Origin of the sequence: Rhizobium sp. WYCCWR 11146, from assembly GCF_013591995.1 — a bacterium.
Lineage (GTDB): Bacteria > Pseudomonadota > Alphaproteobacteria > Rhizobiales > Rhizobiaceae > Rhizobium > Rhizobium indicum.
Genome location: NZ_JACCEY010000031.1, coordinates 388,498 through 414,519, shown reverse-complemented (window position 1 = coordinate 414,519; position 26,022 = coordinate 388,498). Strand labels below are relative to the sequence as shown.

The following is a 26,022-nucleotide window of genomic DNA, read 5'->3' as shown; positions in this document are numbered from 1 at the left end:
GAAAGCCATCCGCCGGCTGGCGGATGGCTTTCGGAAAAGTTCAGGCGCAGCAGCTTAGAGCGTGCGCGTGATATGTTCGACGCGGAAGCACTCGATGACGTCGCCGGCGCGCATGTCCTCGTAGTTTTCGAAGGCCATGCCGCATTCCTGACCCATCGGCACTTCGGACACTTCGTCCTTGAAGCGCTTGAGCGTCTTGAGCTTGCCTTCGTGAACGACGACGTCGTTGCGGATGAGGCGGACGCCGGCACCACGTTCGACCTTGCCTTCGACGACACGGCAGCCTGCGACCTTGCCGACCTTGGTGATGTTGAACACCTCGAGGATCTCGGCATTGCCGATGAAGGTTTCACGCCGCTCTGGAGACAAGAGGCCCGACATCGCTGCCTTCACATCATCCACGAGGTCGTAGATGATGTTGTAGTATCGGATTTCGATGCCTTCGCGCTCGGCGAACTGGCGTGCCTGCGTATTCGCACGGACGTTGAAGCCGATGATGGCCGCGTTCGAGGCTTCGGCGAGCGAGATATCCGACTCGGTGATACCGCCGGCGCCCGAATGGACGATGCGGGCGCGGACTTCGTCGGTGCCCAGCTTCTCCAGCGCACCGGCAATCGCTTCGATCGAGCCCTGCACGTCACCCTTGATGACCAGCGGGAACTCCTTGATGCCGACGCTCTGGCGCTGCATCATCATCTGTTCCAGCGAACCGCGCTGTCCCGACTGGCGGGCAGCCGCCTTGTCGCGGGCCAGACGCTGACGATACTCCGAGATTTCGCGGGCGCGGCTTTCGCTTTCGACGACGGCGAACTTGTCGCCGGCCTGCGGCGTGCCGGAAAGACCGAGAACCTCGACCGGCGTTGCCGGGCCTGCTTCCTTCACATGGTCGCCCTTGTCGGTGACGAGAGCGCGCACGCGGCCCCAGACGTCGCCGGCGACGATGATCTGGCCGGGACGCAGCGTGCCCTTCTGGACGAGCACGGTCGCGACCGAACCACGGCCACGATCGAGCTGGGCTTCGATGACAGTGCCTTCGGCGGTCCGGTTCGCATTGGCCTTGAGATCGAGAATTTCCGCCTGCAGCAGGATCGCCTCAAGCAGCTTGTCGAGGTTCTTGCCGGTCTTGGCCGAAACCTCGACGTCAAGTACTTCGCCGCCCATGGATTCCACGAAGACTTCGTGCTGCAGCAGCTGGTTGCGGACCTTCTGCGGATCAGCCTCGTGCTTGTCGACCTTGTTGATCGCCACGATGATCGGAACACCAGCCGCCTTGGCGTGGTTGATCGATTCGATCGTCTGCGGCATCACGCTGTCGTCGGCTGCGACGACCAGGATCGCGATGTCGGTCGCCTGCGCACCGCGGGCACGCATTGCCGTGAAGGCGGCGTGGCCGGGCGTATCGATGAAGGTGATCTTCTGACCGTTCTGCTCCACCTGATAGGCGCCGATATGCTGGGTGATGCCACCGGCTTCGCCGGAGACCACGTTGGCATGACGGATGGCGTCGAGCAGCGAGGTCTTGCCGTGGTCGACATGGCCCATGATGGTAACGACGGGCGGGCGCGAAACCAGTTCGCCATCGTCGTCGGACACGTTGAAGATGCCGAGTTCGACGTCGGATTCCGACACGCGCCTGACCGTATGGCCGAATTCGCCGGCGATGATTTCGGCAAGGTCGGCGTCGATGACGTCGCCCGGCTTCATCATCTGGCCTTCCTTCATCAGGTATTTGATAACGTCGACGGCGCGTTCGGACATGCGCTGCGACAGTTCCTGAATGGTGATGGTCTCGGGCAGAACCACCTCGCGGGAGATCTTCTCGCGGGTTTCCTGCATCTGACCGCGGCGGAACTTCTCCTGCCGGCGACGCATCGCCGAGAGCGAACGACCGCGGGCATTGTCCTCGCCGTCCACGTTGGCAGTGGTGATCGTCAACTTGCCGCGACGGCGCTCTTCATCCGTCTTCGGACGAGTCGTGACCGGCTTTGCGGGTTCCGGGCGAACGACGCGGCCACGGACCGGACCGCCGCGCGCTGCGCCACGATCGTCTTCTTCCTTTTCGTCGCGGCGGCCGCGAACGGCCCCAGGGACGGCAGCGCCGGCTGCCGGACGGGCAGCAGGTGCTCCAGCCGCATCGGGCCGGCGTGCGGCCGGTGCCGACGATGCGGGCTGCTGCGGCCGTGCGGCGTCGGTGCGTGCTTCGGCCGGAGCCGGTTCTGCGGCTGCCGGTTCAGCAACAGCGGGTGCCTCAGCCTGCCGGACGGCCTCTTCAGCGGCCCGGCGGGCAGCTTCTTCCGCTTCGGCTGCCTTGCGGATAACCTCTTCGGCGGCACGGAGCTTTTCTTCCTCGGCACGGCGGATCGCATCCTGGGCGTCACGCGCCTGGGAGTCGGCAAGCGCGCGGCGGCGGGCGTCCATCTCTTCCGGCGACAGATGGTTCAACACCACCGGGCGCGGACGATCGTTCTGGCGCGGCGGCTGGTGAGACTGCTGCGGCGGACGCTGGTTCGTCTGGTTGTTGTTGCCCTGCTGAACCCGCGGTGCCGGCGTCGGCTGCTGCGGACGCGCCTGCACGGGTGCGGGCGCCGGTTCGGCTGCGCGCACGGGGGCCGGCGGAGCGACGGGTGTGATCGGCTTTTCGTCTTCCGGGCGCATCGGGCGCCGCTTACGGGTCTCGACGACGACCGCCTTGGTGCGACCTCGACCCATATCCTGGCGAACGGTGCCCTGGCTCATCCCAGATGGTTTCAGGGTGAGTGTCTTTTTGCCCGCTACGCTGATTGTCTTGTCGTCGTTACTATCGGTCATTCGTTCCCGTTCCTTCGGACAGGGAGCGATGACTAGATCAGACCCTGTCGTTCAATACTGTCGATCAATGAGGATGGGACCGGCCGATGCCGGTGACCGCCTCATTGTTTTTGCCGGCCAGCGCCGCCCGCTGCCCGGGACTGACCGCCAATACGGTACTGTTCGAGCATCTTTGCGCGCTTCACTACACCTTCACCCGCCTGCCCTGCAAGCACTGCGGCATGGATAAAAGCATTCTGGCCCATCAGGCCTTCCATTTCGCTCTCCGAGAAGAGACGGAAGGAAGGTATCTCCTCCTCGGTCTCCATTCCGAGGTGCCAGGCCTTGCGGGCCTGGTCGATTTTCCGGACGCCGTCGTCCGCTGCGCCAGTCGCGTGGAACACCGCAAGGGCTGCTCCGCTTCTGACCGCGGCATCCACTTTCGAGGAGCCGCTGACGAACTGGCCGGCTTTCCGCGCCATGTTCATCATCTGCATCAATTGCGCCGCGAGCAGCCGATCGACACTCGCGCCGAGATCGGCCGCCGCCTTTACATCCGTCTTCAGCGCGCGGGCGAAGAGCTTCTTCGCCACTGCCCTGTCGACCAGCGACCGGTCGATCTTCACCCAGCATCCGCGTCCCGGAAGCTCGCGCTTCAGGTCGGCGACAACTGTTCCATCGGGAGCGGCGACGAAGCGGATCAGCTCTTCCGGCGATCCGCTTTCGCGCGTCACGATGCACATGCGTCCGTTCACGTCATAACCTGCAAGATCGTCGTCCTCGAGAGGAGCGTCCGGTTCATGCGCGGTCATCATGCTTCTTGTTCGGCTTCGGTGACCTCTTCTTCGGTCCCCTTCGCCAGGTCCTCTTGCGTGATCCAGCCAGCCGAAAGGCGGGCCTGGACGATCATCTGTTCTGCCTCGACGCGCGAGACGTCGAACTTCGAGAACAGGCCCTCGAACTTCTTCGTTTCGCCGTTCTTGCGTTCCGACCAGCCGACGAGATCGTCGGCAGCGCAGCCGGCAAAGTCCTCGATCGACTTGATGCCGTCTTCGCCGAGCGCCACCATCATCTGGGCGGTCATGCCGTTGATTTCACGCAGTTCGTCCTGAACACCGAGCGCCTTGCGCTTCTCGTCCATCTCGGCTTCGAGACGCTCGAGGAATTCGCGGGCGCGCTGCTGGATTTCCTGTGCCGTCTCCTCGTCGAAACCGTCGATCGAAGAGATTTCGTCGAGATCGACATAAGCCAGTTCTTCGACCGCGGCAAAACCTTCCGAAGCCAGAACCTGGCCGACCATCTCGTCGACATCGAGCGAATCCATGAACAGGTTGGTACGCTCGTTGAATTCCTTCTGGCGGCGTTCCGATTCCTCGGCCTCCGTCATGATGTCGATATCCCAGCCGGTCAACTGCGAAGCGAGGCGGACGTTCTGGCCGCGACGGCCGATGGCAAGCGACAGCTGCTCGTCGGGAACGACGACTTCGATACGCTCAGCATCCTCGTCGAGAACGACCTTGGCGACCTCAGCCGGCTGCAGGGCGTTGACGACGAAGGTCGCCGGGTCTTGGCTCCACGGAATGATGTCGATCTTCTCGCCCTGAAGCTCGCCGACGACGGCCTGAACGCGTGAGCCGCGCATACCGACGCAGGCGCCGACCGGATCGATCGAACTGTCGTTCGAGATCACCGCGATCTTGGCACGTGAACCCGGGTCGCGGGCGACCGACTTCACCTGGATGATGCCGTCGTAGATCTCCGGCACTTCCATGGTGAAAAGCTTCACCATGAATTGCGGATGCGTGCGCGACAGGAAGATCTGCGGGCCGCGCTGCTCGCGACGGACATCATAGACGTAGGCACGGACGCGATCGCCATAGCGGACGTTTTCGCGCGGGATCATTTCGTCGCGGCGGATGATGCCTTCGCCACGGCCGAGATCGACGATGACGTTGCCGTATTCGACGCGCTTGACGGTGCCGTTGACGATTTCGCCGGTGCGATCCTTGAATTCGTCGAACTGGCGGTCGCGCTCGGCTTCACGCACCTTCTGCACGATCACCTGCTTGGCCGACTGTGCGGCGATGCGGCCGAAATCCATCGGCGGCAGCGGATCGGCGATGAAATCGCCGAGTGCGGCGTCCGGGTTGCGGTCGCGGGCCAGCTCCAGCGGGATCTGGGTCGAATAATCCTCGGCCTTCTCGACGACTTCGAGCAGGCGCTGCAGGCGGATTTCGCCGGTCTTCGGATTGATGTCGGCCCGGATGTTGGACTCGGTGCCGTAACGGGAGCGTGCCGCCTTCTGGATGGCATCGGCCATTGCGGCCAGCACGATCTCGCGGTCGATGACTTTTTCGCGCGCCACTGCATCTGCGATCTGCAGAAGTTCGAGCCGGTTCGCACTGACTGCCATTGTCTTGTTTCTCCGTCTTTACTCCAGGGGTCCCGTCCCTGGAGCGGTCTGTTGATCGGTTATTCTTCGTCGTCCGCTTCGTTCTGGTTGGCGGCCTGGGCTTTCGCCAGCTTGTCGGCGCGCAACGCGTCGCGGATCAGGTCGTCGGTCAGAATGAGCTTCGCATCGCTAAGCGCCGTGAAGGGAATGGTGACCTTCTGCTCTTCCCCATAGGCGATCTGGTCACGCTCGAGCGTGAAACCATCTGTGCCTGCTTCGACGATCTTGCCGCGGAAGCGCTTGCGATTGTCGATCAAGATCGACGTCTCGCATTTCACAAGGTGGCCCTGCCAGCGGACGAAATCGGATTTCCGCACCATCGGACGGTCGATGCCGGGCGAAGACACTTCCAGATGATACTCTTTATCGACCGGATCTTCCACATCGAGGACGGGAGAAATCGCCATCGAGACTTCTTCGCAATCCTGAACCGTCATCGTGCCGTCGTTGCGTTCGGCCATGACCTGCATCGTCGCACCGTTCTGGTTCATCATGCGGACGCGAATGAGGCGGAAGCCCAGGTCGACGAGAACGGGTTCGATGATATCGGCAAGACGCTGGTCGAGCCCGGTTTCGGTTATCAGCCGCGGCTCACGTTCATTGTCTGCGTTTGTCAGATCCGACAAGCGGTGCGCTCCTCGCAATTTCATGCTTTTTCGGCGATCGCGCTAATAAAAAAGAGCGGGTCCTTGCGGCCCACTCTTCATCAAGCGATCAAGAATTTGAGAGGCATATAGTCGGGTTTTTCCGAAATTGCAAGGTCCGCGACCGATTCGGCCAATTCGCTTGCCGCGCGTGAACAGGCCTATGGCCAGCGCCGGTCTTGCGCATATATTGCCGTTGGCGCGCAATAACAAAAGCGGGAGAAATCGTGGCCTACACTTCGTCGACATTGGCGCCTTTGCGGCACGATACCTACCGCACCATCTGGTTCGCGAGCCTTTCCTCGAATTTCGGCGGCCTGATCCAGGCGGTCGGCGCCGCCTGGATGATGACGACGATCACCGCCTCGGAGGACATGGTCGCGCTGGTGCAGACCTCGACGGCGCTGCCGATCATGCTGTTTTCGCTGATATCGGGTGCGCTGGCCGACAATTATGACCGCCGCCGGGTCATGCTGACGGCGCAGTGCATGATGCTCACGGTCTCGGCGCTGCTGACGGCCTCAGCCCTGCTCGGCTGGATCACGCCCTGGCTGCTGCTCTTCTTCACCTTCCTGATCGGCTGCGGCACCGCGCTCAACAATCCCTCCTGGCAGGCATCGGTCGGCGATATGGTGCCGCGCGCCGATCTGCCGGCAGCGGTCACGCTGAACAGCATGGGTTTCAACATCACCCGCAGCGTCGGCCCGGCGATCGGCGGCGTCATCGTCGCCGCTGCCGGCGCGGCCGCGGCCTTCGCGGTGAATACGCTGAGTTACCTCGCCTTGATCTATGCCCTGCTGCGCTGGCGGCCAGCCGCGCCCGTCTCGACCCTGCCGCGGGAGGCGCTCGGCAGCGCCATCTTCGCCGGCCTGCGTTATGTCTCGATGTCGCCCAATCTCGAAAAGGTCCTCGTCAGGGGACTGCTCTTCGGCATCGGCGCCAGCTCGATCCTGGCGCTGCTGCCTGTCGTCGCCCTCGATCTCGTTGCCGGCGGGCCGCTGACCTATGGTTTCATGCTCGGCGCCTTCGGCATCGGCGCGATTGGCGGTGCGGTGCTGAATGCGAGGCTTCGCCAGGTGCTTTCCAGCGAGATGATCGTCCGCCTCTCCTTTGCCGGCTTCGCGCTGAGTGCTGTCATCGCAGCCGTGAGCCCGAGTGCCGTCCTCACCTCCGCCGGGCTGCTCGTTTCCGGCGCCTGCTGGGTCTCCGCACTTTCGCTGTTCAACACCATCGTCCAGCTTTCGACGCCGCGCTGGGTGGTCGGCCGGGCGCTGTCGCTTTATCAGACCGTCACCTTTGGCGGCATCGCCGGCGGCAGCTGGCTTTGGGGCGTCGCAGCGGATCGCTACGGTGTCGCCGACGCGCTGCTGATGTCATCTGTCGTCATGCTGCTCGGCATCGCCATCGGCCTGCGCTTTTCGATGCCGGCCTTTGCCTCGCTCAACCTCGATCCGCTGAACCGCTTCACCGAACCGGCCCTCAGTCTCGACATCACGCCGCGCAGCGGCCCGATCGTCATCCAGGTCGATTACGAGATCGCCGATGAGGACCTTGCCGAGTTCATGGAATTGATGGGCGAGCGCCGCCGTATCCGCATCCGCGACGGCGCCCGCAACTGGGCGCTGATGCGTGATCTCGAAAATCCCAGCCTTTGGACGGAAACCTACCATACGCCGACCTGGGTCGAATACATAAGGCACAACCAGCGGCGCACGCAGGCCGATGCCGAAAACACCGACAGGCTGCGTGCGCTTCACCGCGGCGAAGGTCCGCTGCATGTCCACCGCATGATCGAACGCCAGGCCATTCCGCCGGGTGACGACGTCTTCCACAAGGCGCCGATCGATCTGCATCATTGAGACCAGGTGTGCAGAGATCAAACATGTACAGATTCAGGCTCGCCCGCCAATCCGATCTTTCTGCCATCGTCCGGCTTCTGGCCGATGACGATCTTGGCGGCAGAAGGGAGATCGTTTCGGATCCTGTAGACGCGCGTTATCTCTCGGCCTTCGCCGCGATCGAGGCGGACGCCAATCAGCTTCTGGCCGTCGCCAATGACGCGACCGATCGGGTCGTCGGCTGCCTGCAGCTGAGTTTTGTTCCCGGTCTTTCGAGGACTGGCATGTGGCGGGGCCAGATCGAAAGCGTGCGTGTCGCAAGCGATCTTCGCGGATCTGGCCTCGGCGCACAATTCATCGAATGGGCGATCGCCCAATGCGCCGAGCGCGGCTGCGGCCTCGTGCAGTTGACATCGGACAAGACGCGAGGGGATGCGATCCGCTTCTACGAGAAGCTCGGTTTCGTCGCCAGCCATGAAGGTTTGAAACGCAATCTCTGAAGCAATTCCAGGAAAAGTGTGAAGCGGTTTTCCGTCCGGAATTGCGTAAAAACAAAAAGTAAGAGCGGTTCTGTGCTTGCATGAAAACTGAACCGCTCTGAAGCCGGTTACTTCAGCTTGCCCTTCATTGTCGCCTCCGGAAAGCATGTCGGCTTCATGCCGTTCTTTGCCTGCCACTGGCCGATCGAACGCCGGGTCTTGTAGCCCGGCAGACCGTCGGAACCGCCGACATCATAGCCCTGCCGTTCCAGCGCCTTCTGCATGGCGGCGACGTCCGAGCGCAGCATCTTGCCGACATCGCCCCATCTGCCCTGGAAGGCGCCGTCATTATAGGCGATCCGGTCGGCAAGATTGCCGATATAGAGCGCATAGAGATCGGAATTATTGTATTCCTTGATGATGTAGAAATTCGGCGTGACGATGAATTCCGGCCCGTCGCGGCCAGCCGGAACCAGCATCATGCCCTCAGCCTTCATCTCGCCGGAGGGAAAGCCCTTGCCGGAGATACGGTCAATGCCGAGCGAGGCCCAGTGCGACAGCGGCTTTGCCAGATCGGGTCCCTCCTGCGCGCAGGAGACCACCTCCGGTATCGACACCTCGAAGCCCCAGTCGCGGTTGCGCTGCCAGCCTTTCTTGACCAGGTAATTGGCGATCGAGGCGAGCGTATCGGGCACCGAGGTCCAGATATTGCGGTGACCGTCGCCATCGAAATCCACGGCATATTTTAGATAGCTCGTCGGCATGAATTGCGGCTGGCCGAGTGCGCCCGCCCACGAACCCTTGAAGTTGGCTGGTGTGACGTCGCCGCCGTCGAGAATATGGAGTGCGGCCACCAGCTCGGTGCGGAACATCTCCTTGCGCGTCGACATGAAGGCCTTGGTCGCCAGCACCTCGATCGCCGAATTCGGGATCTTCGCGGCGCCGAAGCCCGTCTCCCGGCCCCAGATGGCAAGCACGATCGAGCCCGGCACGCCATAGGTCTTTTCGATCCGCTTCAGCGTCGAGCCATATTGGGCGGCAAAGCCGCGTCCCGTTGCGGCAAGCTTCTTCAGCTGGTCCTCGTTGAAATAGGGAGCGGGCGAGGAAAATTCGGCCTGCGTCTGCTTCTGCTCCTTTGGCGGCGGGAAACCGGGCGGAGCGAGATCGGGCAGGTTCCAGTTCAGCGTGATGCCGGAGAAAGCGGCTTGAAAGACCTTCTCCGAAATGCCGTTCGCCTTCGCCTCCGGCCAGAGGTCGGCCTGCACCCATTTTTCGAACTGCACCTCGACATCGGCTTTTGAAGGGGCCGCGTAACAGGAGAGGGGCAGGAGAGCTGCCGCCAATGTGAGTGCGAATATCCGCAGCCGCCGTGGAACACCCCCCTCTGCCCTGCCGGGCATCTCCCCCACAGGTGGGGAGATCGGCTGGGCGCGGAGGTTTCCGCCGATAATCGACGTTTCTGCGCGGCAAACTGACAATGAAGCGGGAAACCAAAGCCACTTGTGATCCCCCCCCTTGCGGAGGAGATGCCCGGCAGGGCAGAGGGGGGTGTGGTGCAACATACGCAAGCCTCTCATATCACCGTCCGCGCCCGAAGTGCCGCCGCAAGCGTGCCCTCGTCGAGATAGTCGAGTTCGCCGCCGACGGGCACGCCATGCGCCAGCCGCGTGATCTTCACGTCGAGCCCCTGCAACTGGTCGGTGATGTAATGCGCCGTCGTCTGTCCCTCGACGGTGGCATTGACCGCGATGATCAGTTCCCGGATGCCGCCTTCGCCGACCCGGTCGATCAGGCCGCGAATGTTGAGATCATCAGGACCGACCCCGTCGAGCGGTGACAGCGTGCCGCCGAGCACGTGATAGGCGGCGTTCATCGCGCCTGCCCGCTCCAGCGCCCAGAGATCCGATACGTCCTCGACGACGATGATGACGGATTGATCGCGTTGCGTGTCGGTGCAGACAATGCAGGGATCGACCGTATCGACATTGCCGCAGCGCGAGCAGATCTTCACTTTGTCATAGGCCTCGCCCATTGCATTCGACAGCGGGCCGAGCAGCTGGTCCTTCTTCTTGATCAGATGCAGTGCCGCCCGGCGCGCCGAGCGCGGCCCGAGGCCCGGCACCTTCGCCAGAAGCTGGATGAGTTTTTCGATTTCGGGTCCGGTGACTCGTTTTGCCATGCGCCGTTCTTAACTGATATGGAACGAAAACGGAATCGCGGAAGGATCGGCCATCCCATGAAAATCCTGGCCTTGTGCACCGGCAATCCGGAAAGACTGCCGGGCAAGAGCTACAAGACCGGCATCTTCAAACACGCCGTCAACGGCGCGGTGATGATCGATGCCGAAGGTCTGGTCGGCGATGCGATCTGCAACCGCAAACACCATGGCGGCGTCGACCAGGCTGTTTATATCGAGGGATCGCTGACACTCGACTGGTGGGCGCAGGAGCTGGGCCGACCCTACGAGGCCGGTACTTTCGGCGAGAACATGGTGATATCAGATCTGGACAATCGCGACGTCGCCGTCGGCGACCGCTTCGCCGCTGGCGATCTCATCCTCGAAGTCACGGCATGCCGTATGCCCTGCGCCACCTTCGCCGCCAGGATGGCCGATCCGAAATTCGTCAAGCGTTACACTGCCGCCGCCCGTCCCGGCATCTATTGCCGCGTCATCCGGGGCGGCGTGGCCGAGCCCGGGATGCCGATGGAATACACGTCTTTTTCGGGAGACAAGATTACGATGCCCGAGCTAATGGAGACCTTCGGCCGAAGGCTTCCGGGCGCAGATCGGGCGCGATATCTCGCGGCCCCAATTCACTACAAGCTTCGGGCCATGCTGGAATCCCAAGCCGACGAAGCGCACTAGATCACTTGACACCTTGATATGAGGGCCGCCTCAAAATGGCAGCTTGAAGCCGGGCGGGATCGGCAGGCCGGCCGTCAGCGCCTTGGTCTTTTCAGCTGCGAGCGCCTCGGCCTTGTCCTTGGCGTCCTTGTGGGCGGCGACGATCAGGTCTTCGAGGATCTCGACATCGTCTTCCTTGAACAGCGACGGGTCGATCTTCAGGCTCTTCAGCTCGCCCTTGCCCGAGATGACGACGGCGACGAGACCGCCGCCCGCCTTGCCTTCGGCCGTGAGCTCGGCGATCTCCGCCTGCATCTGCTCCATCTTGGCCTGCATTTCCTTGACTTTGCCCATCATGCCCATGATGTCGCGCATCGTCTCGCTCCTTGTTGAAACTTTAGAATTCTATGTCGTCGCCCGGCAGGATGTCACCTTCCTCGGATTCGGCGGCGGCCGGCGGCGTCGCCTCGCCCTCCTCCTCCGCTTCGGGCGCCCGCACGCGCACGTCGATGATCTTAGCACCGGGAAAATGCGCAAGGATTGCCGCCACGTCAGGGTCCTGGCGTGCGTCGATCACATGCTGTTCCCGGGTCCTGGCCTCCGCTTCGACAAGCGTCGGCTGGCCTTCGTCGCGGCTGAGGCTGACAATCCAATGGATGCCGGTCCATTCCTTCAGCTTGACGGCAAGCTCGTTGAGCAGCGTCGTCGGCGCACCGGGAGCCAGGCTGACGTCGAGCCGGCCGGCTTCGATCCGGACCGGGCGCAGGAAGGTGCGCACCATCGCCTTCAGCTTCGGATCGCGTTTCTCGGTGGCGAGGTTGACGATATCGTTGACCGAATTGATCGGGACGAGCGGCTTCGGCGCTTCAGTGGGCTTGGTTTCGATCCGCCCGACAGGCGTCGTTTCCGGCTGGCTGCTCGGCACGGCGCGCAGCATCGCCACCGGCGCTGAAGGCTGTGGCTTGCTCGGTGCTGTTTCCGGCGCGCGTGCGGCGACACTGCCCTGATAGGAAACCCGTGTTCCGTTGTTGCCGCCATTGCCGGAAGGTGGGGAAGAGGGCCGCGGGCCGGCATTGTCGCCGGAAAATTCGGCAAGCCGCCGCGCCGCATCCTCGGGCGCCGGCAGATGCGCTGCATGCGCCAGCCGGATCAGCACCATTTCGGCAGCGCCCGCCGTTCGCGAGGAGCCTTCCGTTTCGGGAATACCCTTCAGCAGCATCTGCCAGATGCGCGATAGCGTCGTCACTGCAACGCCCTTGGCAAATTCCGCCGCCTTGGTGCGCTCGACCTCGCTGAGCGAAGGATCGTTTGCCGCATCCGGCACATATTTCAGCCGCGTCACCAGATGGGTGAAATCGGCGAGATCGGTCAGCACCACCACCGGATTGGCGCCGGCTTCGTACTGGTTCTGGAACTCGCCGAGGGCGGCGGCCACATCGCCTTTGACGATGTGCTGGAAGAGATCGACGATCCGGGCACGGTCGGCAAGGCCGAGCATGCCGCGCACGGCTTCCGCCTGCACGACGCCTGCGCCATGAGCGATCGCCTGATCGAGCAGCGACAGGCCGTCGCGCGCCGAGCCTTCGGCAGCACGCGCGATCATCGCCAGCGCGTCGGCTTCCGCCTCGATGCCTTCCTTGGCCGCGATTGTCGTGAACAGCCCGACGAGATCGGAGGCGCTGATGCGGCGCAGGTCGAAGCGCTGGCAGCGCGACAGCACGGTGATCGGCACCTTGCGGATCTCGGTGGTAGCGAAGATGAACTTCACATGCTCCGGCGGCTCTTCCAGCGTCTTCAACAGGCCGTTGAAGGCCTGCGTCGACAGCATGTGCACTTCGTCGATGATATAGACCTTGTAGCGCGCCGAAACCGGCCGGTAGCGCACCTGCTCGATGATCTCGCGAATGTCGTCGATACCGGTGTGCGAAGCGGCATCCATCTCGATCACGTCGACATGGCGGCCTTCCATGATCGCCTGGCAGTGTTCGCCCGGCGTGCGAAGGTCGATCGTCGGCTTGTCGATCTCCGATGTTTTGTAGTTCAGTGCCCGCGCCAGGATGCGCGCCGTCGTCGTCTTGCCGACGCCGCGCACGCCGGTCAGCATGTAGGCTTGGGCGATGCGGCCGGTCTCGAAGGCATTGGTGAGAGTGCGGACCATCGGCTCCTGGCCGACCATCAGGTCCGTGAAATCCTTGGGGCGGTATTTGCGAGCCAGCACTCGGTATCCGGTGCCCGTCGAGGCGGCATCTTTTGATTGTCGCTCGGTGTCGCTCATCGCCCTGCTTGTCGCCCGGACTGTCGGGCACTTCGTGGAGAGAAGGTGGGAGGCTGGCACGATGACCCGTGCCGGGCTCGTTAGGGCTGCTTCCTTCCGGACCTGACCCGGTTGGCGAGTGGCTCGTCCACCACCAACCTCCCGGATGCACATATCGGCAATATCGTCATCAAAAGCAAGCCAACATGCGAAAAAACTGCTAGTCGTAGGAAAAGACAGGAGGAATGCCCTTTGAAAGGTTTCGCGCTCGATCCCCGGCTGGAAAACGACAGCGTCAGCATCATGGTCACCGGTCTCTGCGATCTGAGATTGTCGAGGGACGCCCGCTGGCCCTGGCTCATTCTCGTGCCGCGCCGGGCTGACATCACCGAAATCTTCGAGCTGACGCCGCTCGACCAGGTGCTGCTTGCCTTCGAGACGGAGCTGGTCGCCAAGGCGCTGAAGGAGATCACCGGCGCGACAAAAATCAATGTCGGGGCTCTTGGCAATATCGTCCGCCAGCTTCATGTTCATGTCATTGCCCGCTTCGAAGGCGATGCCAATTGGCCGGGTCCCGTCTGGGGCTTCGGGCGCGCTGAACCCTACGAAGACGGAAAGAGAGACGAATTTATAGCGAAGCTGCGGGAAGCCCTTTCATCATGAGTCATTCGCTTTTCGATTCGGATGTGCCGCATCCGGAACCCAGCAATCTCACGGCCTTTGCCGCCAACGACCTCAACCGCGATTCCGAGCATCGCGACGAACAATCCGTCGAAAAGGCGCTGGCCAAGGAAGGCACCCATATCTTCGCCTTCGCGAGAGATAAGCTGGTGCTGAAGCATGACGGCCAGGTGCTCGACCCGCTCTTTGCCCGCTACGAGCTGCAGGAATTGCAGCCGGATTGGGACGAGACCGTGCTTCTCGGTTACCGCAAGAGCGGCGAGCCGCGCCTTGCCGTTCCCGTTGGCATCGACGTCGACGACCTCACCAGCCAGTACAAGCCTGCCGACGGTCGCACGCTGTTTCGCGAAATGCTGATCGACGAAGTGTTGCTCGGCGAATTCGCCCAGGCCGCGAGCCTCATCCGCTGGAATGGCGACAACCGCTTTTGTGGCCGCTGCGGCTCGGCGATGGAGATCCACATCGGCGGCTACAAACGTGTCTGCGCCGCCTGCGAGCACATGATCTTCCCGCGCACCGACCCCGTCGTCATCATGCTGACGGTCGACGAGCAGCGCGACCTCTGCCTGCTCGGCCGCAGTCCGCATTTCGCGCCCGGCATGTATTCCTGTCTTGCCGGCTTCCTCGAACCCGGCGAGACCATCGAGAACGCCGTGCGCCGGGAAACGCTGGAGGAATCGGGCATCCGCACCGGCCGCATCCGCTATCACGCCTCGCAGCCCTGGCCGATGCCGCATTCACTGATGATCGGCTGTTACGCCGAGGCGAAATCCACCGAAATCAGCCGCGATGAGACCGAGCTGGAAGATTGCCGCTGGTTCACCCGCGAGGAAACGATCGAGATGCTGGAACGCCCGAGCGCGACAGGCAGGGCCTCGCCGCCGAAAGGGGCGATCGCCCACCGCCTGATGCGCGACTGGGTGGAGTGGAAGCGGTAGCGCCATGCCGGTTGCCCGCTCGGAACGGCTGCTGACGCTGCTCCAGACGCTCCGGCGTTACCGGCGGCCGGTGACCGGCACAGTGCTTGCCCAGGAGACCGGCGTCAGCCTGCGCACGCTCTATCGCGATATTGCCAGCCTGCAGGCCCAGGGCGCGATGATCGAAGGCGAAGCCGGCATCGGTTATGTGCTGAAGCCCGGCTTCATGCTGCCGCCGATGATGTTTTCCGAAGAAGAGCTGGAGGCATTGGTGCTCGGCTCGCGCTGGGTGGCCCGCGCCGCCGAGCCGCGCCTTGCCGGTGCCGGTGCCGACGCCCTGGCCAAGATTGCCGCCGTGCTGCCGGCCGATATGCGCGAGATGATCGATTCGGCAGCACTTTTCGTCGGTCCCAAACGCAGGGACGAGGACAAGGCTGACGTTTCGGCCATCCGCAGGGCGATCCGCCTGGAGCGTATCCTCGAACTGCATTATGGCGACGAGCAGGGCCGTATTTCGCGCCGCCGCGTCTGGCCTTTCGGGCTCGGCTATTACGAGCATGTGCGCGTCCTCATGGCCTGGTGCGAACTGCGCCAGGATTTTCGACACTTCCGCACCGACCGCATCATCGACATGGCCTTGCACGAGGCGCGCTACCCACGCCGCCGCACGGTGCTCCTCAAGGAATGGCGCGAGACGCAGGACGTGCCGATGGAGAACTGAACGCTGCTGCCATAAACTGTCAGCAGATGGAGTTATTATCAGTGCCAATCCACCAGGAAGGAGTACTGATCATGGTAACGCCTCCAGCCATTCATTTCACCAACGACCGTTTTGCGGCCGAGTCCTTTGCCGATGTCATTTCGGCCGAGACTTTTGCCGATGTCCGCCAGTCAGCACCGTCAGGCCTGCTGCACCTGGTCATGAACATTTTCCGATTTCGCAGAGGAGACCGCACCGGCCTCGACCTTGAAGCGACACCGGATTACCTGAAGCGCGACCTCGGCTTCATCGACGGACGCGACCCGCGCTGCGAGGAGCGTTTTCCGCTCTAAAGCATATCGCGCAAAAGTGTGCAGCGGTTTTGCGACAACGACATGCGCGACCGCTTTAGGCCGCCCATCCCTATCAACATCCTGCCCGACGAGAACGGGGCGTTGCGATAGCAACGCCCTCGGTAGTCTGCTGCCATAATTTGTCAGCAGACGAGATCTCTGGCGGCGCCATTCTTAAACAACGGGAGAACCGAAATGACCAGCCCCAATCTCATAATTCTCTACGTCAAGGACCCGGGTGAAAGCGCCAGCTTCTACCGGAATCTGCTGAACCGCGAACCGGCTGTGGAAGCGCCGAATTTCGTCGCTTTTCCGCTTGAGGGCGGTTTCACGCTCGGTCTCTGGCGGCGCAGCAAGGTCGAGCCGCAGCCCTCCGCCATCGGCAATCGAGGCGAAGTGGCCTTCATGGTCGAAGGAGAAAATGCCGTCGCCAGACATTATGAAGACTGGCGCCAGCGCGGTCTGCCGATCGCCCAGGAATTGACCGAACTGGATTTCGGCCCGACCTTCGTCGTGCTCGATCCGGATGGGCATCGGCTGCGTGTCTGTGAGCCGGATAAATAATTCAGGCGACTTGCGGGGCTTGCCTTACAGCAGGCCTCGCATCGCATGCCCCTTGTAGACGCCGAGGATGCGGACTTTCTCGGAAAAGAACCGCAGTTCCTCCAACGCCCGACGCACGTTCGGATCGTTCGGATGGCCTTCGATATCGGCGTAAAACTGCGTCGCCACGAATTTTCCGCCGAGTTGGTAGCTTTCCAGCTTGGTCATGTTGATGTTGTTGGTGGCAAAACCGCCGAGCGCCTTGTAGAGCGCGGCCGGAATGTTGCGGACGTTGAAGACGAAGGTGGTGACGACCTTTTCTTCCGCCGAATTCCGCTGCGCCCATTCCTCGTCGCGGGACAGGACGACGAAACGGGTGACGTTGTTTTCCGTATCCTCGACATTTTCGGCGATGATCTCGAGCCCGTAGAGATCGGCGGCAAGGCGGGGCGCCAAGGCGGCCATCGAGCGGTCGCCGGTTTCCTGCACGAGTTTCGCCGCCCCTGCGGTATCGCCGGCGATCACCGGCTTCCAGCCATTGGCGCGAACGATCTTGCGGCACTGGCCGAGCGCGTGGATATGGCTGTGCACCGTGCGGATCTCGTCCTTGGTAACACCGGGCAGCACCATCAGCTGGAAGCGGATCGGCATGAAATATTCACCGATGATGTGCAGCCGCGACTCAGGCAGCAGATGGTGGATATCGGCGACGCGCCCGGCGATCGTGTTCTCGATCGGGATCATCCCGATATCGGCATCGCCGTTGTCGACCGCCGTGAACGCATCCTCGAAGGTCTGGCAGGGCAGCGGTTCCATGGTCGGAAACATGTCGCGGCTGGCCATGTCGGAATTGGCGCCGAATTCGCCCTGGAAGGCGATCCTGTTGGTCTTGATGTTCATGATGGTTCCGTCAGTTCGACTTTGCGGAGAGGATGCGCCGCGCTTTTTCGAGGTCGGCGGGAGTATCGACACCGAGCGGAACCGTGTCAACGATCTCGGCGTCGATGCGCATGCCGGCTTCGAGCGCCCGCAGTTGCTCCAGTGATTCGCGTTTTTCGAGCGTCGAGGGACCGAGCGAGACGAACCGTTCGAGCGCCGCGCGCCGATAGGCATAGAGGCCGATATGATGGTAGAGCGGCCCCTGGCCGTAAGGGGCGGTTGCGCGCGTGAAGTAGAGCGCGTGCAGTCGGGCGACGGAAATCGGTGAGCCGACGATCTTGACGATGTGCGGCGCGGTCTTGTCCTCCTCATTGTCGATTTCGGTTGTCAGCGTGCCGATATCGACCGCCTCGTTCTCGAGCGGGCGCAAGGCTGCACGCACCGTTTCGGGATCGATCGTCGGCAGATCGCCCTGGATGTTGACGATGATTTTCGCCTTGCCCTCCGGATCGACTTTCGTCAGCGCCTCAAAGATTCGATCGGAACCCGATTGGTGGTCCACGCGGGTCATGACGACTTCGAAGCCGGCCGCCGCCACGGCATCGAACACTCGGGTGTCGTCGACGGCGACGACGACGCGGCCGATGGCTGCCTCCCTGGCGCGTAGCGCCACCTGGACGATCATCGGCAGACCGCAAATATCGGCAAGCGGCTTGCCCGGAAGCCGGGTGGAGGCCATGCGCGCCGGGATCAATACGAGCACGCCGCCTAAATTTGAATCACTCATTGTTCGGGCCTTCTATTCCGGGCTGAAAAGTGTCAAAAAGTCTCATGCGCAAGACCATTTAGACAGTTGCAACGAACAGCCAAAAGACATAGGTTCCGCGCGATTTCAAGATGGTCCGGTTTATGATCTGCCGGCTGCAAGGGGAGCATTGCAGATGAATTCATACGTCAATACGGCCGTGGGGGCGCTGCTCGGAACGATTTTCGTTCTGATGTCGGTCTCCATCGCGTCCGAAGGAATCTTCCATTCCGAAGCACCGGAAAAGGAAGGTTTCGCGATCGTTGCCGAAGAGGCGCCCGCTGCTGGCGGCGAGGCTGCGCCTGCCGTTGCCGTTCCAATTGCGCAATTGCTCGCTTCTGCAGATGCCAAGGCCGGCGAGACGGTCTTCAAGAAGTGTCAGGCCTGTCATGACGCCACCAAAGGGGGGCCGAACAAGGTCGGTCCCAACCTCTTTGGTGTCGTAGATCGCCCGGTCGCCTCGCATGCAGGCTTCGCCTATTCCGCTCCCATGAAGGATTTCTCCAAGGGTGGCAGCGAGAAGTGGACCTTCGAATATCTCAACAAGTTCCTGCTGGCGCCGAAAAAGGACGTTCCGGGCACCGCGATGGGCTTCGCCGGTCTGGCGAAGGATCAGGAGCGCGCCAACGTCATCCTCTACCTCCACACGCTCGCCGATTCGCCGGTGCCGCTGCCGGATCCGAACGCTGCGACGCAGTGACGCGGCAGACAATCGCATGACATCGAAGCCCGGCCCGCGAGCCGGGCTTTTCTTTGTGCGGATATCAGCTCAGGCGCCGAGGAAATAGGCCCAGAGCGAGACCGTGATGGCGCCGAGCGCCGTCGTCACGGTGATCGTCGAGGCGGCGAGGCTGTGACCGACGCCGAAGCGATTGGCGATCAGCCAGGCGTTGACGCCTGTCGGGACGGAGGAGGTCAGTACGATCGCTGCCGTCCATTCGGGGCTGAGGCCGAGGAGTCGGCTCGCTGCCCACACGCAGCCGGGCAGCAGCAGCAGCTTCAGGCTCGAGGTGACGCTGGCGATGCCGAGATTGCCGGAGACGCCGTATCTCTCCAGCGCCATGCCGAGCGATATCAGCGCCGCCGGGCCGGCAATGCCGGCGATCTGCCCGACGACCGTTGCCAGCGTCGTCGGCATGGTGAGACCGGAAAGGTGCATGGCCATGCCGGCCGCAAGGCCTATCACCAGCGGGTTGCGCACGAGGTTGACTGCGATCTGGCGAAGCACGAGCACCATGCTGCGATCGCTTTTGCCGGCGATCTTGCGCTCGGCATGCTCCATCAGCACCGTGCCGGCCACCATCATCACGGGCAGATGCACGGCAAGCAGGATCGACAGCGCCACCAGCCCTTCGTCGCCGACGGTCCGCTCGACGAGCGGCAAGCCGATGAAGATATTGTTGGCGAAGGCCGAGGAAACGCCGGCCAGCACGCCGATCCGTTCGTCGCGGTTAAAGAGGCGTGTGGCGGCGATATGGCCGGCCGTCCAGGTGATGGCAACGCCGGAAAAATAGACGATCCAGAGCCGGAAGGGTGAGGCGCCATGAAAATCCGCCTCGGCGATGGTGCGGAAGAGCAGAAGCGGCACGGCGATCTTGAAGACGAATTCGCTGAGCGCTTCGCCGACATTCGACGCCATCAATCCGCTGCGAACGATCACCCAGCCGATGAGAATCAGAATGAAGACGGGAAGGACGTCGAAAATGATGGCTGACATAGGGGAGGCTGCTCTGCGCGGGGGAGTATTCGACGTCTAGCAGCAAACGGCTTGGATTGAAAAGCCAATCGCCGCCCGATCCGGCAGCCTGGGCGTCCGAAAGCAAAAAAAGCGGGCACAGCCCGCTTTTCCGCTCCGGCCTTGCCGGATATCCGGATCACGAAGCTGCCAGTTCATCCGTGGTCAGCATCGCGCCGGTAAGATCGAAGGGATCATCCCTCGTAAGCTCGGCTGCAACTGAAAGCTGCTCATGCCGGTCTTCTTGCGAGTATTTCTAGATACTGAAAATGACAGGGACATGACGAATAGGCGGCACTTTTGCGAAGAAATAGACAGGCCATCCACCATTTATCCTTCCAAACCGCGGAAATTTCGCTAAGACCAAACCCCGGCTATCACAAACTCCGGGACCCCCCATTTCATGACAAGATTCGATGTTCTGACAGTCGGCAACGCAATCGTGGATATCATTGCCCGTTGCGACGACCAGTTCCTCATTGACAACCAGATCACCAAGGCGGCGATGAACCTCATCGATGCCGAACGCGCCGAACTCTTGTATTCGCGCATGGGACCGGCGCTCGAAGCTTCTGGCGGCAGCGCCGGTAACACGGCGGCGGGCGTGGCGAGCCTCGGCGGCAAGGCTGCCTATTTCGGCAATGTCGCCCAAGATCAGCTCGGTGACATCTTCGCGCACGACATCCGCGCCCAGGGCGTCCACTACCAGACCCGGCCGAAGGGAACCTTGCCGCCGACGGCGCGTTCGATGATCTTCGTCACCGAGGACGGCGAGCGTTCGATGAACACCTATCTCGGCGCTTGCGTCGAGCTCGGCCCGGAAGACGTCGAGACCGACGTCGTGGCCGACGCCAAGGTTACCTATTTCGAAGGTTATCTCTGGGATCCGCCGCGCGCCAAGGAAGCGATCCTTGATTGTGCCCGCATCGCCCATGAAAACGGCCGCGAAATGTCGATGACGCTGTCCGACAGCTTCTGCGTCGACCGCTATCGCGGCGAATTCCTCGATCTGATGCGCTCCGGCAAGGTCGATATCGTCTTCGCCAATCGCCAGGAAGCACTGTCGCTCTACGAGACCGATGATTTCGAGGAGGCGCTGAACAGGATCGCCGCCGATTGCAAGATCGCCGCCGTGACGATGAGCGAGGATGGCGCCGTCATCCTGAAGGGCCGTGAGCGTTTTTACGTCGATGCGATCCGGATCAAGGAAGTTGTGGACACGACGGGCGCCGGCGATCTTTTCGCCTCCGGCTTCCTTTATGGCTACACGCAGGGACGTTCTCTGGAGGATTGCGGCAAGCTCGGTTGCCTGGCCGCCGGCATCGTCATCCAGCAGATCGGCCCGCGCCCGATGACCTCGCTTTCCGAGGCCGCCAAACGGGCAGGGCTTATTTGAAGGCTTCGCCGGGATAGGCGCCCCAGATCTCCGACTGAGCCACCCAGCCCGAGGCGCCGTCAGATTCGGCGCGGCACCAGTCACCATTGCATTCGCCGATCGTCAGCATTACGCCGGGTTCGAGCTTGGCGACGATCGAGGCGGAGGGCTGCGCCTCGCGGCGCAGATTGACATAGATGCCCTTGCCCTTGGTCTTCATCCACGGGGCGGCGATCGCCGCGCGCTGACCTGACAGCAGCGACTGGTTGACCCAGCCTTCGGTGCCGTCGGCATCGCGGATGCGGCGCCAATTGTCGTATTCCTGGATGATCTCTACCGGCAGGCCGGATTTCAGGTACATCCACGACACGGCGTAATCCGTTCCCGGACCGATGCGCAGGTTGACGCGCTTGGATTTCAGCGTGACGAAACGCGGCAATGGCAGTCCGCTTGGCCCCTTGGCCGCCTGCGCATGGGCGAACTCGACGCTTCCCATGGATGCAGCCAGAGCGATGGCAAGGGCGAGGCAGGACTTCAGGACTTTGCTGCGCATGGAAGTTTCCGTTTGCTCGAATTCGCGGGCAGGCCCGGCCTGCTCGCGCTCCGGGCTCTGACATTCCCCGGCTGCACCACGAGTTTTGTTTGTCTTCGCGTGCGGGTCTGGTAGAAAATGCCCGGAATGGGAAAATTATCACCCCTCTTGGTTAAAGACCTCTGAACAAGGCACCACAGGCAGCCATGACAGCGAAGAAAAAACCGAAGGTCTACATCACCCGCAAGCTGCCGGATGCCGTCGAAACCCGCATGCGCGAACTCTTCGACGCCGAGCTGAACATCGACGACGCGCCGCGCTCGGTTCCCGAGCTGATCGCTGCGGTCAAGACCGCCGATGTGCTGGTGCCGACCGTCACCGATCGCATCGACGCGGCGCTGATCGAACAGGCGGGACCGCAGATGAAGCTGATTGCGAGCTTCTCCAACGGCACCGATCACATCGACGTCGAGGCGGCGGCGCGCAAGGGCATCACCGTCACCAACACGCCGAACGTCCTGACCGAGGACACCGCCGATATGACCATGGCGCTGATTCTCGCTGTTCCGAGAAGGCTCGGCGAAGGTGCGCGCGTGCTGACCGATAAGCCGGGCGAATGGGCAGGCTGGTCTCCGACCTGGATGCTCGGCCGGCGCATTCACGGCAAGCGGATCGGCATCGTCGGCATGGGCCGCATCGGCACGGCGGTGGCCCGCCGCGCCAAGGCTTTCGGCCTGTCGATCCACTATCACAACCGCAAGCGCGTCAATCCGGCCGTCGAGGACGAGTTGGAGGCGACCTATTGGGAAAGTCTCGACCAGATGCTCGCCCGCGTCGACATCGTTTCGGTCAATTGCCCGTCGACGCCGGCGACCTTCCACCTGATCTCGGCCCGCCGTCTGGCGCTGCTGCAGCCGACGGCCTATCTCGTCAACACCGCGCGCGGCGACGTGGTCGATGAAGCTGCGCTGATCAAATGCCTGAGGGAGGGCCGGATTGCCGGCGCCGGCCTCGACGTCTTCGAGAACGAGCCTGCCGTCAACCCGAGGCTCATCAAGCTCGCCAATGAGGGCAAGGTCGTGCTGCTGCCGCATATGAGTTCGGCGACGATCGAAGGCCGCATCGACATGGGCGACAAGGTCATCATCAATATCCGCACCTTCATCGACGGTCACAGGCCGCCGAATCGGGTACTGCCCGGCCGCTAGAGCAATTCCAGGAAAAGTGCGAAGCGGTTTTCCGTCCGGAATTGCGTAAAAACAAAAGGCTAGAGCGGTCCTGCGCTTCCGTTAAAAGCTGAACCGCTCTAAGCGCATCTCAGGATCGAATCACGCGAGGCGCATCAAGACGCAAGGACCTTGCGCATCTCGATGAACGTCGTCCTGGCAAAGCCGGGATGGGCTTTTTCGGCGGTTCTGGAAAATCCCCAGGCGGCAAAGACGGCGTGGTTGTCGGTGAGTTCGATCCGCGTTTCCAGCCGCAAGGCGGGAAGACCGAGCGCCGCAGCGGTCTCCTCGGCAATTGTCAGCAGCCGTTTGCCGAGGCCCTTGCCCTGCACCTCAGGCAGAACGGCGAGCTTGCCGACATAGAGACAATCGGCCTCCGGCCGCAGGAAGAGGCAGCCGATCAGTTTTTCGCCGTCGATGGCGACATGGCCGATCTCGGTTCCGGCCTTTTCGGCCAGTGATGCCGTCGTCAGCTTGAGCGCCGAAGATGGCGGGTCGATCCTGCCATTCATGGAGGCGAAGGCGGAAAGGATCAGCGCCAGCAGTTCATCCCAGCGCGTGAAAGTTTGATCAAGCGGAACAATCCTCATCCCGCCTGTCTCTGTGTTGTACGGCGTCGTTTGTAGCGGATGGTATCAAACCGAGCCGAGAGCGCGTCATAGAGCAGCAACCGTCCGACCAGCGGTTCGCCGGTGCCGGTGACGAGCTTGATCGCCTCCATCGCCATCATCGTGCCGATGACGCCGGTCAGCGCGCCGATGATGCCGGCCTCGGCGCATGCGGGAATCAACCCGGCCGGCGGCGCTTCCGGAAACAGGTCACGATATCTAGGGTTGGGCGTCCCGTCCTCAGCCGTTTCATAGGGCTTGAGAACCGTCAGCGAGCCGTCGAACCGCCCGACGGCGCCGGTGACGAGCGGAATGCGCGCTTCATCAGCCGCATCGGCGGCGGCATAACGGGTGTCGAAATTGTCGGAGCCATCGATCAGCAGATCGAAGCCTGAGAGCTGACGGCGGGCGGCCTCCTGGGAGAAGCGTTCTTCGAAGCGGATCAGTCGGACATGCGGATTGAGCCTGGCGATGGCGAAAGCAGCGCTCTCGGTCTTCAATTCGCCGATCGTGCCGGAATCATGGATCACCTGGCGCTGCAGGTTCGACAGCGACACCCGGTCGTCGTCGACGATCCCAAGCGTGCCGACGCCGGCTGCGGCCAGATATTGCAGAACCGGCGCACCGAGACCACCGGCGCCGATCACCAGCACGCGGGCGGCTTTCAGTTTCTGCTGGCCGGCGCCGCCGATCTCGGGCAGCAGGATGTGGCGGTGATACCGCGCGATTTCTTCCGGGCTGAGCGGTTCCATGGCGCCGATGTTATCATGACGCCCGACGCCGGGAAAAGCCGCCTCCGTCATTCGAACACCCTTCCGTCGGAAACCGTGAAAAACTGCGCCCTGTCGCCGAGTGCTGAAAACATCGCGCGATCTGTTCCGGTCATGAAGGCCTGGCCGCCGAGCCCGTCGATAAGGTCGAATAGCGCAGCGCGGCGGCCCTCGTCGAGATGCGCTGCGATCTCGTCGAGCAGCAGGACCGGAGCATGGCCGGTGAGATTGCCGACGAGCCGCGCATGCGCAAGCACCAGGCCGACAAGCAGCGCTTTCTGCTCGCCGGTGGAGCAACGCTCCGCCTCCATCGCCTTTTCGCGGTGATGCACGATAAGATCGGCCCGGTGCGGTCCCTCGAGCGTGCGCCCTGCGCCGGCATCGCGGTAGCGGTTCTCCGCCAGCATCGCCGCGTAGTCGTCCTCAAGGTCGACCGAGGGGCGCGAGAACTGGCCGTCCATGAAGCCGGAGAGCTGCAGCGATGCCGAAGGGAAGGGCGAGCTTTCTCGTGTTTCCTCGATCAGCCGGGTCAGCAGGCCGAGCATCTCCTGCCGGGCAAGCGCCATGGCGATGCCGAGGCTTGCCATCTGCTCCTCGATGCCGGCAAGCCAGGAAGGATCGAAGCGGCCTTCGTCCAGCAGTTTGTTGCGGCTGCGCATGGCGCGCTCGAAATCGCTGGCGCGGCGGCCATGGGCGGGATCGAGCGACAGCACCAGCCGGTCGAGAAAGCGGCGCCGGTCGGAAGAGGCGCTGGTAAAGAGGCCGTCCATCGCCGGTGTCAGCCAGAGAAGGCGCAGATGGTCGGTCAGTTCGTCGACAGTCTTTGCCGTCGTGCCATTGATGCGCAGCCTGCGGGCGGTGGTCTCCTCGCCCGTTTCGATGCCGGTGCCGATCTCGACGTCGCCCTCCATGCCGTCGAGCGCGGCGAAGATCGAAAAGCCGCCGGCCGCGCCGACGCGGGTAATGTCGCCATAAGCCGCGCGGCGCAAACCGCGGCCAGGCGAAAGCAGCGAGACGGCCTCCATGAGATTGGTCTTGCCGGCGCCGTTGTCTCCCGTCAGCACGGCATGCCGACCATCAAGTGCAAGGGCCGCCGCCACATAGTTGCGGAAGTCTGTCAGCTTCAGACGGGAAAGAGAAACCTTGTGCGGCATCGAATGTCCGGAATCGTAAAGCGTGACAGCTAAGCCGAAGCAGCGCCGATGGCAAGGCTGGCAGCTTTTGGGCCGTGGATCGCGTACCGCCGCTGCAGCCGGACGTCAGGACGCGGCGGCTGGCGCCACGCAGGACATATATTCCAGATGATCCCGTGACCGAAGTCCTTGTGTCCGACATCCTCCCGATGGAATGGCAGCCACGGGGCTTCGAAATTCGGTTAAAAATACAACCATCCGAGATGGCCTGACATCGCCAAACCGATCCCGTAGACAGTCATTGCCAATGTCTTCCAGCGCCGGATATTCAAGGTTTGCCGCCATCCTCTAAGGCTACTGACGTAACGTAAAGCCCAAAAAAAGTTGGTTGAATTTTGCAACTGCAGGGTTGAGTTATCCGGTGCAGGCGATATGGTAAACGGACCGTTTATGTATAAGAGAGTGA

The 26,022-nt window shown here is 62.4% G+C and carries 26 protein-coding genes and 1 other RNA gene; 11 read left to right on the top strand and 16 right to left on the bottom strand.

Annotated features, from left to right (window positions below; genetic code table 11):
• Positions 1 to 54: 54 nt before the first annotated feature.
• The 4 genes from infB to rimP all read right to left on the bottom strand — a co-directional run bounded on the left by infB (position 55) and on the right by rimP (position 5,865).
• Entirely contained in the window at positions 55 to 2,808 is a 2,754-nt protein-coding gene (gene infB / locus HX899_RS26395) for a translation initiation factor IF-2 (RefSeq protein ID WP_138332085.1), read from the bottom strand.
• Between the two features lie 101 nt (positions 2,809 to 2,909).
• Positions 2,910 to 3,602: an RNA-binding protein gene (locus HX899_RS26390; protein WP_181293767.1), complete on the bottom strand. Its 693-nt coding sequence runs from the start codon at positions 3,600 to 3,602 to the stop codon at positions 2,910 to 2,912.
• Entirely contained in the window at positions 3,599 to 5,200 is a 1,602-nt protein-coding gene (gene nusA, locus HX899_RS26385) for a transcription termination factor NusA (RefSeq protein WP_138332086.1), read from the bottom strand. The genes HX899_RS26390 and nusA overlap by 4 nt, the downstream gene beginning before the upstream one ends.
• 59 nt (positions 5,201 to 5,259) lie before the next feature.
• Positions 5,260 to 5,865 carry a ribosome maturation factor RimP gene (gene rimP / locus HX899_RS26380; RefSeq protein ID WP_003544329.1) on the bottom strand — a complete coding sequence of 202 codons (606 nt, stop codon included), beginning with the start codon at positions 5,863 to 5,865 and terminating at the stop codon, positions 5,260 to 5,262.
• 197 nt (positions 5,866 to 6,062) lie between these two features.
• On the opposite strand from rimP, the gene HX899_RS26375 reads away from it, so the two are divergent.
• Positions 6,063 to 7,742, top strand: coding sequence for an MFS transporter (locus HX899_RS26375; protein WP_181293766.1), 1,680 nt, complete (start codon positions 6,063 to 6,065; stop codon positions 7,740 to 7,742).
• 23 nt (positions 7,743 to 7,765) lie between these two features.
• Positions 7,766 to 8,221 carry a GNAT family N-acetyltransferase gene (locus HX899_RS26370; RefSeq protein ID WP_181293765.1) on the top strand — a complete coding sequence of 152 codons (456 nt, stop codon included), beginning with the start codon at positions 7,766 to 7,768 and terminating at the stop codon, positions 8,219 to 8,221.
• 107 nt (positions 8,222 to 8,328) lie between these two features.
• Here HX899_RS26370 and HX899_RS26365 read toward each other — a convergent pair whose 3' ends face one another.
• The gene (locus HX899_RS26365; RefSeq protein ID WP_181293764.1) at positions 8,329 to 9,600 is read right to left on the bottom strand and encodes a lytic murein transglycosylase; all 1,272 of its coding nucleotides are present in this window, start codon (positions 9,598 to 9,600) and stop codon (positions 8,329 to 8,331) included.
• A gap of 173 nt (positions 9,601 to 9,773) precedes the next feature.
• On the bottom strand, positions 9,774 to 10,379 hold the full coding sequence (recR, locus tag HX899_RS26360) for a recombination mediator RecR (protein ID WP_003555792.1): 606 nt from the start codon (positions 10,377 to 10,379) through the stop codon (positions 9,774 to 9,776).
• 57 nt (positions 10,380 to 10,436) lie between these two features.
• Between recR and HX899_RS26355 the strand changes: the two genes are divergently transcribed.
• Complete coding sequence (locus HX899_RS26355) at positions 10,437 to 11,066, top strand: MOSC domain-containing protein (RefSeq protein ID WP_181293763.1); 630 nt, start codon at positions 10,437 to 10,439, stop codon at positions 11,064 to 11,066.
• A gap of 30 nt (positions 11,067 to 11,096) precedes the next feature.
• Here HX899_RS26355 and HX899_RS26350 read toward each other — a convergent pair whose 3' ends face one another.
• The 3 genes from HX899_RS26350 to ffs all read right to left on the bottom strand — a co-directional run bounded on the left by HX899_RS26350 (position 11,097) and on the right by ffs (position 13,462).
• Positions 11,097 to 11,420: a YbaB/EbfC family nucleoid-associated protein gene (locus HX899_RS26350; protein WP_003555794.1), complete on the bottom strand. Its 324-nt coding sequence runs from the start codon at positions 11,418 to 11,420 to the stop codon at positions 11,097 to 11,099.
• Between the two features lie 22 nt (positions 11,421 to 11,442).
• The gene (locus HX899_RS26345; protein WP_181293762.1) at positions 11,443 to 13,320 is read right to left on the bottom strand and encodes a DNA polymerase III subunit gamma/tau; all 1,878 of its coding nucleotides are present in this window, start codon (positions 13,318 to 13,320) and stop codon (positions 11,443 to 11,445) included.
• 45 nt (positions 13,321 to 13,365) lie between these two features.
• An RNA gene (ffs, locus tag HX899_RS26340) (signal recognition particle sRNA small type) lies at positions 13,366 to 13,462 on the bottom strand.
• An 89-nt stretch (positions 13,463 to 13,551) separates the two neighbouring features.
• On the opposite strand from ffs, the gene HX899_RS26335 reads away from it, so the two are divergent.
• The 5 genes from HX899_RS26335 (at position 13,552) to HX899_RS26315 (ending at position 16,514) form a co-directional block, all read left to right on the top strand.
• A complete protein-coding gene (locus HX899_RS26335; RefSeq protein ID WP_012759659.1) occupies positions 13,552 to 13,962 on the top strand; it encodes an HIT domain-containing protein in 411 nt (136 codons plus the stop codon).
• Positions 13,959 to 14,918, top strand: a complete 960-nt coding sequence (gene nudC, locus HX899_RS26330) for an NAD(+) diphosphatase (protein WP_181293761.1) — start codon at positions 13,959 to 13,961, stop codon at positions 14,916 to 14,918. Before HX899_RS26335 ends, nudC begins: the two co-directional genes overlap by 4 nt.
• Before the next feature lie 4 nt (positions 14,919 to 14,922).
• Positions 14,923 to 15,618 carry a YafY family protein gene (locus HX899_RS26325; RefSeq protein WP_138332093.1) on the top strand — a complete coding sequence of 232 codons (696 nt, stop codon included), beginning with the start codon at positions 14,923 to 14,925 and terminating at the stop codon, positions 15,616 to 15,618.
• Positions 15,619 to 15,689: 71 nt separating this feature from the next.
• Positions 15,690 to 15,950 (top strand): hypothetical protein, encoded by a 261-nt coding sequence (locus HX899_RS26320; protein ID WP_138332094.1) that lies wholly within the window; start codon positions 15,690 to 15,692, stop codon positions 15,948 to 15,950.
• A gap of 195 nt (positions 15,951 to 16,145) precedes the next feature.
• On the top strand, positions 16,146 to 16,514 hold the full coding sequence (locus tag HX899_RS26315; RefSeq protein WP_003555800.1) for a VOC family protein: 369 nt from the start codon (positions 16,146 to 16,148) through the stop codon (positions 16,512 to 16,514).
• 24 nt (positions 16,515 to 16,538) lie between these two features.
• On the opposite strand, the gene HX899_RS26310 is transcribed toward HX899_RS26315, so the two are convergent.
• Together HX899_RS26310 and HX899_RS26305 are read right to left on the bottom strand one after the other, a co-directional pair.
• Positions 16,539 to 17,393 (bottom strand): prephenate dehydratase, encoded by an 855-nt coding sequence (locus tag HX899_RS26310; protein ID WP_003544355.1) that lies wholly within the window; start codon positions 17,391 to 17,393, stop codon positions 16,539 to 16,541.
• Positions 17,394 to 17,403: 10 nt separating this feature from the next.
• Positions 17,404 to 18,159 (bottom strand): 3-deoxy-manno-octulosonate cytidylyltransferase, encoded by a 756-nt coding sequence (locus tag HX899_RS26305; RefSeq protein ID WP_138388510.1) that lies wholly within the window; start codon positions 18,157 to 18,159, stop codon positions 17,404 to 17,406.
• Between the two features lie 154 nt (positions 18,160 to 18,313).
• Here HX899_RS26305 and HX899_RS26300 point away from each other — a divergent pair, with 154 nt between their 5' ends.
• The gene (locus HX899_RS26300) at positions 18,314 to 18,877 is read left to right on the top strand and encodes a cytochrome c family protein (protein ID WP_065281772.1); all 564 of its coding nucleotides are present in this window, start codon (positions 18,314 to 18,316) and stop codon (positions 18,875 to 18,877) included.
• 69 nt (positions 18,878 to 18,946) lie between these two features.
• Here the strand turns inward: HX899_RS26300 and HX899_RS26295 are convergent, their stop codons facing one another.
• On the bottom strand, positions 18,947 to 19,894 hold the full coding sequence (locus HX899_RS26295) for an AEC family transporter (RefSeq protein ID WP_138388509.1): 948 nt from the start codon (positions 19,892 to 19,894) through the stop codon (positions 18,947 to 18,949).
• A gap of 421 nt (positions 19,895 to 20,315) precedes the next feature.
• On the opposite strand from HX899_RS26295, the gene HX899_RS26290 reads away from it, so the two are divergent.
• A complete protein-coding gene (locus HX899_RS26290; protein WP_138332098.1) occupies positions 20,316 to 21,308 on the top strand; it encodes an adenosine kinase in 993 nt (330 codons plus the stop codon).
• On the opposite strand, the gene HX899_RS26285 is transcribed toward HX899_RS26290, so the two are convergent.
• Entirely contained in the window at positions 21,301 to 21,840 is a 540-nt protein-coding gene (locus tag HX899_RS26285; protein WP_011649962.1) for an SH3 domain-containing protein, read from the bottom strand. The two genes, HX899_RS26290 and HX899_RS26285, sit on opposite strands and share 8 nt — an antisense overlap.
• Positions 21,841 to 22,025: 185 nt before the next feature.
• Between HX899_RS26285 and HX899_RS26280 the strand changes: the two genes are divergently transcribed.
• Positions 22,026 to 23,027, top strand: a complete 1,002-nt coding sequence (locus HX899_RS26280) for a D-glycerate dehydrogenase (protein WP_011649963.1) — start codon at positions 22,026 to 22,028, stop codon at positions 23,025 to 23,027.
• 134 nt (positions 23,028 to 23,161) lie between these two features.
• Here the strand turns inward: HX899_RS26280 and HX899_RS26275 are convergent, their stop codons facing one another.
• The 3 genes from HX899_RS26275 to recF are packed head-to-tail and all read right to left on the bottom strand — an operon-like array spanning position 23,162 to position 25,577.
• Positions 23,162 to 23,635, bottom strand: coding sequence for a GNAT family N-acetyltransferase (locus tag HX899_RS26275; RefSeq protein WP_138388508.1), 474 nt, complete (start codon positions 23,633 to 23,635; stop codon positions 23,162 to 23,164).
• Positions 23,632 to 24,456, bottom strand: coding sequence for a molybdopterin-synthase adenylyltransferase MoeB (locus HX899_RS26270; protein WP_138332100.1), 825 nt, complete (start codon positions 24,454 to 24,456; stop codon positions 23,632 to 23,634). Before HX899_RS26270 ends, HX899_RS26275 begins: the two co-directional genes overlap by 4 nt.
• The gene (gene recF / locus HX899_RS26265; RefSeq protein WP_181293760.1) at positions 24,453 to 25,577 is read right to left on the bottom strand and encodes a DNA replication/repair protein RecF; all 1,125 of its coding nucleotides are present in this window, start codon (positions 25,575 to 25,577) and stop codon (positions 24,453 to 24,455) included. Before recF ends, HX899_RS26270 begins: the two co-directional genes overlap by 4 nt.
• Positions 25,578 to 26,022: the final 445 nt, after the last annotated feature.